The sequence below is a fragment of the Lutibacter sp. genome, from assembly GCF_041596795.1.
Taxonomy (GTDB): Bacteria; Bacteroidota; Bacteroidia; order Flavobacteriales; family Flavobacteriaceae; genus Lutibacter.
Genome location: NZ_JBFHHX010000106.1, coordinates 1 through 11602, shown reverse-complemented (window position 1 = coordinate 11602; position 11602 = coordinate 1). Strand labels below are relative to the sequence as shown.

The following is an 11602-nucleotide window of genomic DNA, read 5'->3' as shown; positions in this document are numbered from 1 at the left end:
GTTGCTGGAAATTTTGACTATTTGTTAAAAATAATTACCCCAAATATTAAATCGTATCAGTTGTTTTTAAAAAACAAATTATCGGTTTTAGAATCTGTTGCAAATGTGCAAAGTAATTTTGTTATGAGTGCTGTAAAAGACAATACTACATTAAATATTATGGCGTAAAAAAAAGCTGTTTTAGAACCTAAATTTCCGTCAACCTGAATTTATTCAGCATGACGACTTCCTAGATTTTTAAAACAGCCTTTTTAATGGTATTTAAAACAACTACTTAGTAGCAGCTACTTTAAATGAAATTTCAAATTCATCATTGATAAATTTATCTTTTAAATCATCAAAAAACTTTTGAGATTTGTATTGAATATCAAATTCTGTTCTGTCAATTTTAAATGTTTCTCCAACAAGCTCAACTCCTGTAGCTGTTTGAGTTATAGTTACTGGGAATTCAATACTTTTTGTAATTCCTTTAACTGTTAAATCTCCTTTTACCACGGTAGTTTCACCGTTTACAACCTCTACAATTTTAAATGTTGCTGTTGGGTTATTTTCTACATTAAAAAAGTCACTGTTTTTTAAATGACCTAATAATTTTGCATTGTTTTCATCATCTGCAGGGATATCTAAAACTACCATTGAATTCATATCAAAAGTAAAATCACCAGCAGTTAATTTTCCGTCAGCAACTACTAGGTTACCTTCTTTAATAGCTACGGTTCCGTCATGAGTTCCTGTAGGTTTAAAACCTTTCCAGTTTAAAATTGAGCTTTCTACAGTTGCGGTGTATGTTCCATCTGCAATAGTTTCAACTTCAGGTGTTGCAACAACAGCCTCAGTTTCTTTTGGTTTATCGTTTTTACAAGCAATAAAAGATGCACTTACCATAAGTGCCAAAATCATAATTTTTTTCATTTTTTGTTTTAATTTAATTAGTATTAAATGTAATAGTATTGCAAAATAACAAATACTTACTCATTATTTTTCTATTTAAGAATTCTTTAACTATTTAGGAACCTACTTCTTTTAAAATAATTTGCTCTACATTCTTATTTACCAATAACTTAAAAAACTCTTTTAATTCTTTATAATTTTCAGCGGGATACGCAGCTGCTTCTATTTTTAACAATGAAAACACATTAATTTTAGCTCCTGTTACTAATATTTTAAATTGATACACACCCATATTATTTGGTAATCCGATGTTAATACTTTCAGGAATTGATTCAATCTCATAACCATCTGGTATATTTATACTAATAATATCTTTATTGCTAAAAGGCGCTCCAAAATCTATAGGATATTCTCTGTTTTCTAGTTTAAAAGGATTTTTAGTAGTAGCAGTAAAAAATAGTGGTTTAAAGTAAATTTTACCTCCAATAATATCAACTGCATTTTTTTTATTGAACTTATAGAGTTCTACAATTGACTTATCAATATTTTGTATATTAACAACTTTAAAGTCTAAAATTTCTATTTTTTCAGCATCTTCATTTTTTTCAATTATTTTATCATCAGAACTGTTTGCAAATTTATTTCTATAATTAAACCCACTATTGTTAATATACATTGTTCTTTTTAACCCTTCAATTTCACCATTTGTTTTTATTGAAATATCTAAAGTATTATTTGTTTCAGATAATGCTTTTGGTATTAAATTTACCCAAGTTGATGAACCAGAGTCTCTAACAATACGGCCTTGCCAATTTAAAGCACGTAATGGTAATATATTTGGCGTGCTGTATAATTCTGTTGCATCTAATAAAACAACATCATTTTCAACTTCCAAGCCTGCAATCACATAATTAAATCCGTCAATTGTTGGAAAAATTGGAATACCATTATCTCTAGTGCTTAAAATAACCGGATTTGCAGAAAGTCCAGCTTCTCGGAGCATTGCTATTAAAATAAAATTGATGTCGGCTACATTTCCAATGCCGTTTTTATAGGCTTCTCTTACACCATTGTAGGTGAAAATTCCTTCAACCTTATTCCACTTTACTTTTTGTTTTACAAAGGCCAAAATATTTGATACTAGTTGCTGTTTGTTCCCAGCAGATTTTGCAATTATTGCGTTTAAATCGTCTTTAAAATAGCCTGATTTTTCCAATTCTAAACCAAAATCACTATTCTTATAAATAGTTTTAGTTACATCTTCCCACGATTGAGAAAAATACTCAATTGGAGTTTGAGGCCAATTTACAAAGGCTAATTCAAAATGTAAAGTTGTTGCGTAATTTTTAATATTATTAACAAAAGGCTCTTCAATAATAGCAGGAATGTTTTCATTGTCTATTTTTGTTACATTTGTTTTAAAGTCAATTTTTTGAGTTGAAAAGTTTGTATGGGTTGATGAAAATCCAGAGCCCTGAGGTCTTGAAGAACTACTTATCAAAATATTATCATATTTAGTACTAGACATTGAATTGATTTTATAATACCCTGTTTCTTTTAAATTAAAACTATAATACTCAGGGATTTCAATAGATGCTTCAAATTTTTTAATTGGTATACTACTTTGTAGTACAATTTTATCAATACTTTTATACGGAGAAATTATACTGTATTTCCATTCAATAATACAACCATCAACAATATTTGGCATTGTAAATTTATCTACAGACCAATATTTATTTTGTTTCTCTGTAAATATTTCATTGTTTTTTAATTTATAAGATTCTACTTTCCCATTTTCTAAAACGTAAGTTTTAGCTTCCTGAATATTTATTTTTTCAATTTCAGAACCGCTTGGCGTATAGTATTTTATTTCTTTGGTTGCCCAATCGTACCCTTCTTTGTTATATATTTTTATACGCTCTTGAACTTCCGTTACCAATTTAAACCCTTCATTTTGACTATAATCAAAATACACGCGCCTATTTACATAAAGTTTAACTGCATTGGCAGTTGAATCTGCACTGTATACTTTTTCTAAAAGTTCTTCTTTAGATATTTTACCTACTCTGTAATCTTGTGCTTTTAAGTTTTTAAAACAAATTAAAACTACACATAAAATTAAAACCTTTTTCATAACGTTTTTGCTTTTAAAATAATTTTTACATTATCGTTTATATTAATATCATTTTTAAAATTTCTATAATTTTCATATTCTTCCGGCTCATATTTTCCGGTCTCTATTTGTAGTTTTCTTTTATACAAATAATTACTATCATCAATTTTTATAAGTTCTATAGAATACGTTCCGAATTTTGAAACAATTTCTTTGTTTTCTGGCATATATTCAATTTCAAAAGTAGCAGGAAGTTTAATTTCAACTTCATCTACATCTACATAACCTCTGGAAATTTCAAAAGGCAACTTTCTATTTCTTATGCGTTTTGGAATTATTGAATTTTTGTTAAAAGCATTTACTATAAAAAGCATTTTATCACCGCTAAACGATGCATAATTAGATGCTGAAAACACCAAATTCTCTTCATATTTTGCATTATCCTTATTGTTTAATACTTCTATTTTTGAAAAAATAATATTATCAATAGTATTAAAATACGCTTTAAACTGAGTGTCTAATTCCGTTGGATTTTTACCTTCATAATTATGTAAATTATCATTGTATTGGGTTCCGGTAGATTCAATTTTAACATTGGCATTTATTGATCCATCGCTATTTATAGTGTAGCTACCTTTTGTAAATTGAAGGTTATTTTCTGTTTTGTAAACCGTAGTTTTTTGAAGCTCACCACCTTCTGGTTTTATTACAATTACTTGTCTATCATCGGTAAAATTAGCAATGTAACCAAACGGAACTTTTTGACTTGTGCACTCCAGCCAAATATCGCCCTGTTCAGTTGGTAAGTTTAAAATTACATGATTCCCTTGTATACTAGGCGAGTTAAAATCCATATTTAGTCGCTCAAAGCCACCATAAAGCTCTGTAAAATATGATGTTACACCAACCGCATTCAACAAAGATTTTGTGTAATTAGTTAGTGCTTTACAATCTCCATATCCCAACCTATCTACTTCACTTGCCAACATTGGTTTTAATGCTCCAATACCAACTTGTACGCTTATATATCTGGTCTTTTCTTGTACATATTGGTAAATTATTTTCGCTTTTTCTATATCATTTTTAGCGTTTTTAACCAATAAATTTGCCTTAGCAATGGTTTCATCGCTTAAATTACTAACATCTTTATATAAATTATCATATTCCCATTTTCCCAACTCTTTCCAGTTAGAAGCTTCACCAGATTTTCCATCGACATAAAATTGATTAGCTGCTATTTTTACATTAGGCAAAAGTTCTTTTAATGAAATACTTAAAGGTTCATTATTTATAGGTTGTAAATTAGAAAGTGTATAATTTAAAGAATTATCTTTTTTAACTTTTTCTACATTATAAGTATCAAAATTAACTTCTCGTACATTTAAACTCAAGTCATTACTATAACTAATTTTATAGGAAGCAGATAACAAACCTGTTTCAAAATCTGTTAAAGGATTCCAACTGGGAATAAAAGCAGTATTTGACGTTTCTATTTCGTACTCAAAATAAATTGTATAAGGATAAGTTGAAGGAATATGCTCAAAATAAAGCATTCTATTATCGGCAAATAAAGTTCCGCCATCAACCTGACTTACATCTTTATACTCTTTGCTTTTTACTTTTTTTACTTCAATTCCGGCTGCATTATAAATAATAGTTGAAACATTTTTTATTCGCCTACTATTATCATAAGGAATTACAACATATCTATTAGAATCGCCAAATTTATTAAACACTGTTGTGGCGTTTGAAACCGTGTAATTCATTGATTTTTGGGATTTTAAAACAACATTTACAGTATTAAACAAAATAACAGAATGCGCATCTTGCTTTAAGTTTTCTGGGATAGAATTACTGTTGAAATTAAAATTTTGTGAGTGAATTAGGTAAATAGTAAACAAAAAAATTAATACGAGTAATTTTGTTTTTTTCATAGCATGCAAATTTTATTAAAAGTACAAAAAATTCTTTTATTGCTGTATGATAAATCTCATATTTAAAATTACTCTCGTAATTTAGAATCTATTAAAATAGTAACAGGTCCATCATTAAGTAACGAAACTTTCATATCTGCACCAAATTCTCCTGTTCCAATAGGTTTTCCAAGTTTATTTTCAAATTCTTTTACAAAACTTTCATACAAAGGAATTGCAATTTCAGGTTTTGCAGCTTTTATATAAGAAGGACGGTTTCCTTTTTTTGTACTGGCTTGTAATGTAAATTGGCTTACAACAATAGCTTCTCCGTTAATGTCTATTAATGATTTGTTCATCACATCATTTTCATCATTAAAAATACGAAGATTTACAATTTTTTTTGTCAACCAATCAATATCTTCGGTTGTATCTTCATTTTCAATTCCAACTAAAATTAAAAGACCAGTATTAATTTTACTTACAATTTTATTATTAATTGTTACCGAAGCTTCTGTAACTCTTTGAATAACGGTTTTCATAAAAATTAACTATAAATATCGGTTCTATAATGTTCTTCATCACCTTCCACCATTTGTACATAACTATTGTATCTGGATTGCGCAATTTCACCACTTTCAACAGCATCTTTTATAGCACATTTTGGCTCGTTTATATGCAAACAATTATTGAATTTACATTTAGATTTAAGTTTAAAAAACTCAGGAAAATAATCAGTAATTTGTTCTGGTTGAAAATCTACCACACCAAAACCTTTTATTCCTGGAGTATCAATTATAAAACCACCAAAGCTAAGTTCAAACATTTCGGCAAAAGTTGTAGTATGTTGCCCTTGTTTGTGTTGTTTAGAAATCTCTGCAGTTTTTAAATTTAATGAAGGTTCTATGGCATTAATTAATGTTGATTTTCCAACACCTGAATGACCCGAAAACATAGTTGTTTTATCTTTCATTAATTCTTTAACCTCCTCCAATCCAATTTTTTTAGTTCCGGAAATAGCAATACATTGATAACCAATATCAGAATAAATAGCATCTAAATTTGCTAATTTATCTAACTGATCATCATCATAAGAATCTAATTTATTAAAAAGTAGTATTGCAGGAATATTGTAGGCTTCTGCAGTGGCCAAAAAACGATCTATAAAGCCTGTAAACGTTGGTGGATTATCTATAGTAACAACTAAAAAAGCAATATCAATATTAGCGGCTATAATGTGCGTTTGTTTGGATAGATTAACTGATTTTCTAATGATATAATTTTTTCTATCAAAAATCTCATTAATAACACCTGTAGTTTTACCAGGTTCAAATTCAAACTTTACATGGTCACCTACTGTAACAGGATTGGTACTTTTTATACCTTTTATTCTAAACTTTCCTTTTAGTCTACAATCAATTCTTTCACCTGTTTTTGTGTAAACGGTGTACCAACTACCTGTAGATTTTGTTACAATACCTTCCATTGTGGCAAATATACTTTAAAAAAGTATGAAGCAGCAAAAGTTTAAAAAAAAGAGGCTGTGCAAAAAGTGAAATTTTCGTCAACATGAACTTGATTACGTATCCATTTTATATTTTATTTATGGAATTCGTGAATATTCGTTTCAGGTTCTCATATTAATTGATAATACGTATATTGAGATTCTGAATCAAGTTCAGAATGACGATTCTAAATGCTTTTTGAACAGCCTCTTTAAATTTATTTTACATTATGTTGAATATTAATAGACTCAACGTGTATTGCTTTAAATACTTCTTCTACAAATTCTCTGCTTAAACCTTTATCGGCACCAGCTTGAACCATTGCAGCTAAAATATCTGCCCATCTTCCACTTTGAAGAATTGCCACATTTTCTTTATGTTTTAATCGTCCAATAGCTTCTGCAATTGTCATTCTATCAGCTAAAATATCAATAATTGAATTATCAATTAAATCTAGCTCTTTTCTATGCATGTTTAGTTTACGTTGAAACTCTTCACCAGAACTACTTTGTTGACGAATTTTCAAATCTAAGGTCATTTGGTGTAAAGCTGCAGGTGTAATTTGTTGTGCAGCATCACTCCAAGCTTTGTCTGGATCAATATGTGTTTCCACCATTAAACCATCATAGTTTAAATCTAATGCAGTTTGAGAAACATCTAACAACGTATCTCTACGACCACAAATATGTGATGGATCTAAAATTAAAGGTAAATTTGGGAATTCCTTTTTTAATTCAATAGCTAAATGCCATTTTGGTTTGTTTCTGTAATGTAAAGAATTGTATGTAGAAAAACCTCTGTGAATTACTCCTAATTGAGAAATACCAGCTGCCTGAAAACGCTCAACACCACCTAACCATAAAGGTAAATCTGGGTTTACAGGGTTTTTAACCAATACTGGCTTGTTCACTCCTTTTAAAGCATCTGCAATTTCTTGTACTGCAAAAGGATTTACAGTTGTTCTTGCTCCAATCCAAAGGATATCAATATCATATTTTAAAGCTAACTCAACGTGTTGTGCGTTACCAACTTCTGTTGTAACCAACATTCCAGTTTCTTCTTTTACTTTTTGCAACCAAGGTAATCCAATTTCTCCAACACCTTCAAAACCTCCTGGTCTTGTTCTTGGTTTCCAAATACCAGCTCTAAAAACATTAGCATCAGTATCTTTTAATAAATGTGCTGTTTTTAACACTTGATCTTCAGTTTCAGCACTACAAGGTCCTGCTATTACAATTGGATGAGATAATCCCATATCATCTAACCACTTTCTGTTCTCTTTAGTAATTTCCATTTTTAATTTAGTTATGTTATTATTTTAATATTTTATTCTATTTAATTCCGTTTAATATAGTTTTAATATAGTTGGTACTTTTCATAGTTTCAGTTAATGCTTCACTATTATTAGTTTCAACCATTTCTTTAAATTCATTTAAATTTTTAATGTATTCTTCTAAAGATCTTATTAAATTCTCTTTATTTTGAAGAAATATTGGTGTCCAAGTTGATGCCGAACTTTTTGCTAAACGCACTGTTGATGCAAAACCTGTACTTGCCATATCAAAAATAGCTTGTTCGTTTTTTTCAATTTCTAAAACTGTTTTTCCCAACATAAAAGAACTAACGTGCGATAGATGCGAAACATATGCAATATGTCTATCGTGTTCTACAGGATTCATCAATTTTATTCTCATATTTAATTTTTTAAACAAGCTTAAAGCTTTGTCTAAAATTTTCCAATCACTTTTATCTGATTCGCAAATAATATTCACTTTTGAATCGAACAAATTTAATATGGCCGCTTCTGGTCCTGAAAATTCTGTACCTGCTAAAGGATGTGCCGCCACATAATTTTTACGCTTTGGATGATTTTCAATAGCCAAACATATATTATTTTTTACCGAACCTACATCAAAAACCAAGGTATCATCTGAAATAACATTTAATACATCAATAGCTACTTTTGAAATTATATCAACTGGAACAGCAATAATTACAACTGAAGCATTTTTAATAGCTCCAAATTCAATTTCACTATCTATAATTCCTAATTCTTTTGCTTTTTTAATATGTTCTGGGTTATGATCAATTCCATAAACCTCACATTCCATACGTTGTTTTAAATCCAACGCTAATGAACCACCTATTAAACCCAACCCAATAACAACTATTTTTTCCATTTTATTAATTTTAAGCTGTTATTCTATTTAAAACTTCTGTTAAGGTTGCCTCATCTACACATAAAGAAGCACGAATATAACCTTCTCCATTGGTTCCAAAAATAGTTCCTGGAGTAATAAACACATCTTTTTCGTACAATAATTTATCTGTTAAGGCTTCTGAAGTTTGTCCTTCAGGAATTTTTGCCCATACAAATAACCCTCCTATAGCTGGATTATATGTGCAGTTTAACGCATCAAATATTTGCCACACCAAAGCCCTTCTTTTCTCATAAATTTTGTTCAATTGCTGAAACCAATCATTCGATAATTTAAAAGCTTCTACTGCTCCTTTTTGAATTCCTAAAAACATACCAGAATCCATATTGCTTTTTACTTCTAATATTGTTTTAATAATTTGCGCATCACCTACAACCATTCCAACTCTCCAGCCTGCCATATTAAAAGTTTTACTTAATGAATTTAGTTCTATAGCTACATCTTTTGCGCCATCAACCTCCAAAATACTAATTGGATTTTCATTTAAAATAAAACTATACGGATTGTCATTTACAATTAAAATAGTATGCTTTTTAGCAAATGCTATTAATTGTTTAAAATCTTCTTTAGTTGCAACGGCTCCAGTTGGCATGTGCGGGTAATTTACCCACATTATTTTTACTTTAGTAAGGTCGTTTTTTTCAATTTCTTCAAAATTTGGCAACCAATTATTTTCAACGTTTAAATTGTAAAAAATACTTGTAGCTTCTACCAAATTGGTTACAGATGCATACGTTGGATACCCTGGATTTGGAATTAAAACCTGATCTCCTTTATTTAAAAACGCTAAAGAAATATGCATAATTCCTTCTTTTGAACCCATTAATGGTAATATTTCAGAAGCCGGATTTAATGTAACATTATATTTTTCTTTATAAAATTGAGCCATTCCATCACGTAACTCAGGTATTCCTTGGTAACTTTGGTACTGATGTGCATTTGGCAATTCTACTGCGTTTTTTATAGCTTCAATAACCTTTGTTGAAGGATGCAAATCTGGACTGCCAATTGCAATATTAATTACTGGTTTTCCAGCGTTTCTTAAAGCAGCTACTTCTCTTAATTTCATAGAGAAATAGTATTCTTTTACATTGTTTAACCTATCTGCTTTTTGTATCATTATCTTTTACTTTTATTGTATTCGCCTAAAACTGTTAATGCTGCTACTTTGTCTTTAATTTCAGTTATTGCATTATAATAATCTGCATAACTATCAAAAATAAAATCGGCAAAAAAGGCATATTTCCAAGGTGTATCAATTACTGGCATCGATTGTATTTTAGACAAATTTAAATTGTGTTTTGCTAAAATTGTAAGTACCGTTGCCAAACTGCCTGTATCATCACTAGTAATAAATTTTATTGATGCTTTGTTTGATGAAACACTGGTTCTGTTTTCGGTTCCTGTGAGAATAAAAAAACGTGTTGAATTATCTTTAATTGTTTGAATTTCTGGTGCAATTATATTTAACTTATAAGTTTCTGCTGCTAAGTTACTGGCAATTGCTCCAACTCCTTTTAATTGCTTGTCTTGTATTCTTTTTGCAACCGAAGCTGTATCCTTATCTTCAATTAACTTAATATGAGGATAATTTTTAAAGAAACTATGACATTGTAGTAAGGCCATTGGATGCGAATACACTTCTGAAATATCCTCTATTGTTTGACCAGGAAGCCCCATTAAATTATGACAAATGGATAAATAATATTCACCGCTTATTGCTAAGTTATTATCATCTATTAATGCGTAATTTGGTAAAATTGCTCCTGCAATAGAATTTTCAATAGCCATTATTAGCACTTCTGCTTTTTTATCTAACAATAATTTTGGCATTTCACTGAATGACAAACATTCAATCAAATCTATATTTCCACCAAAATATTGATCTGCAACTATATGGTGAAATGATCCTTTAATTCCTTGTATTGCTACTCTCATTTTTATTTACATCAAAAAAAAGGTCCCGAAAAACTTTCGAGACCTTATTATATATTTTTTTATTATTTAAATATCACGTATAAAGCCTCATCTCTTATTGCTAAAATAAAAGTAAAAATAGAAGCTATTATAAGTGTTATTCGTTATCATTATCTAAAATTATGACAGCAAATCTATACATTAATTTTATAAAAACAAGATTTTTTTGAACAAAAAACGAAGAGTTATGAATATTTCAAAAAAAACGAGATAAAAATATTTTTTTAATAATTTTTATCTCGTTTTTAATATTTATTTACTTTAAAATTTCAACAGGGATAATTAAAATCTAAAAAATAACTTTAATTATAGACTTAAAACAGCTGAATTTGCAACTGCATTTCTATCAATTTTTTTCACTAAACCTTGTAATACTTTTCCTGGGCCAACTTCAATAAATTCAGTTGCTCCATCTTCAATCATTTGTTGTACAGATTGTGTCCATCGTACTGGAGCTGTTAATTGAGCAATTAAATTTTCTTTAATTTCTTCAGGATTTGAAACTGCTTTTGCTACAACATTTTGATAAATTGGACATGTTGGCTCACTAAAAACAGTATTTTTAATAGCTTCTGCCAATTCTTCTCTTGCAGGCTCCATTAACGGTGAATGAAATGCGCCACCAACAGGTAATTTAAGTGCACGTTTTGCACCTTTTTCAAGTAATACAGCACACGCTTTATCAATTGCTTCCATTTCTCCAGAAATAACTAATTGACCTGGGCAGTTATAATTTGCAGCAACTACTACTCCTTCTATTTGAGCGCAAACTTCTTCTACAATTGCATCATCTAAATTTAAAACAGCTGCCATTGTAGATTGTTGTTTTTCACAAGCTTTTTGCATTGCTAAAGCTCTTTTTGATACTAATTTTAATCCGTCTTCAAAAGTTAAAACACCATTTGCAACTAATGCAGAAAGTTCACCTAAAGAATGCCCTGCAACCATTTCTGGTTTAAAACTATCACCTAATGTTTTTGC

The 11602-nt window shown here is 29.4% G+C and carries 11 protein-coding genes; 1 reads left to right on the top strand and 10 read right to left on the bottom strand.

Annotation, left to right across the window (positions count from 1 at the left end; all coding sequences use genetic code 11):
- Nucleotides 1-168: Lrp/AsnC ligand binding domain-containing protein (locus ABY298_RS11805; RefSeq protein WP_372746261.1), on the top strand; the 168-nt coding region annotated here is incomplete at its 5' end.
- A gap of 102 nt (nucleotides 169-270) precedes the next feature.
- Here ABY298_RS11805 and ABY298_RS11800 read toward each other — a convergent pair.
- From ABY298_RS11800 to ABY298_RS11755, 10 genes are all read right to left on the bottom strand, one after another.
- Nucleotides 271-912 carry a YceI family protein gene (locus ABY298_RS11800; protein ID WP_372746260.1) on the bottom strand — a complete coding sequence of 214 codons (642 nt, stop codon included), beginning with the start codon at nucleotides 910-912 and terminating at the stop codon, nucleotides 271-273.
- 94 nt (nucleotides 913-1006) lie between these two features.
- The gene (locus ABY298_RS11795) at nucleotides 1007-3028 is read right to left on the bottom strand and encodes a DUF3857 domain-containing protein (protein WP_372746259.1); all 2022 of its coding nucleotides are present in this window, start codon (nucleotides 3026-3028) and stop codon (nucleotides 1007-1009) included.
- Nucleotides 3025-4941, bottom strand: coding sequence for a DUF3857 domain-containing protein (locus tag ABY298_RS11790; protein WP_372746258.1), 1917 nt, complete (start codon nucleotides 4939-4941; stop codon nucleotides 3025-3027). The genes ABY298_RS11795 and ABY298_RS11790 overlap by 4 nt, the downstream gene beginning before the upstream one ends.
- Before the next feature lie 68 nt (nucleotides 4942-5009).
- On the bottom strand, nucleotides 5010-5462 hold the full coding sequence (gene dtd / locus ABY298_RS11785) for a D-aminoacyl-tRNA deacylase (protein WP_372746257.1): 453 nt from the start codon (nucleotides 5460-5462) through the stop codon (nucleotides 5010-5012).
- Between the two features lie 5 nt (nucleotides 5463-5467).
- Entirely contained in the window at nucleotides 5468-6406 is a 939-nt protein-coding gene (gene rsgA / locus ABY298_RS11780) for a ribosome small subunit-dependent GTPase A (RefSeq protein ID WP_372746256.1), read from the bottom strand.
- A gap of 236 nt (nucleotides 6407-6642) precedes the next feature.
- A complete protein-coding gene (locus ABY298_RS11775; protein ID WP_372746255.1) occupies nucleotides 6643-7719 on the bottom strand; it encodes a chorismate mutase in 1077 nt (358 codons plus the stop codon).
- A gap of 37 nt (nucleotides 7720-7756) precedes the next feature.
- On the bottom strand, nucleotides 7757-8605 hold the full coding sequence (locus ABY298_RS11770; RefSeq protein WP_372746254.1) for a prephenate dehydrogenase: 849 nt from the start codon (nucleotides 8603-8605) through the stop codon (nucleotides 7757-7759).
- A gap of 10 nt (nucleotides 8606-8615) precedes the next feature.
- The gene (locus ABY298_RS11765; RefSeq protein WP_372746253.1) at nucleotides 8616-9764 is read right to left on the bottom strand and encodes a pyridoxal phosphate-dependent aminotransferase; all 1149 of its coding nucleotides are present in this window, start codon (nucleotides 9762-9764) and stop codon (nucleotides 8616-8618) included.
- Nucleotides 9764-10582 (bottom strand): prephenate dehydratase, encoded by an 819-nt coding sequence (locus tag ABY298_RS11760; protein WP_372746252.1) that lies wholly within the window; start codon nucleotides 10580-10582, stop codon nucleotides 9764-9766. Before ABY298_RS11760 ends, ABY298_RS11765 begins: the two co-directional genes overlap by 1 nt.
- Nucleotides 10583-10927: 345 nt before the next feature.
- Nucleotides 10928-11602, bottom strand: a 675-nt coding sequence (locus tag ABY298_RS11755; RefSeq protein ID WP_372746251.1) for an ACP S-malonyltransferase, incomplete at its 5' end; no start/stop codon positions are given.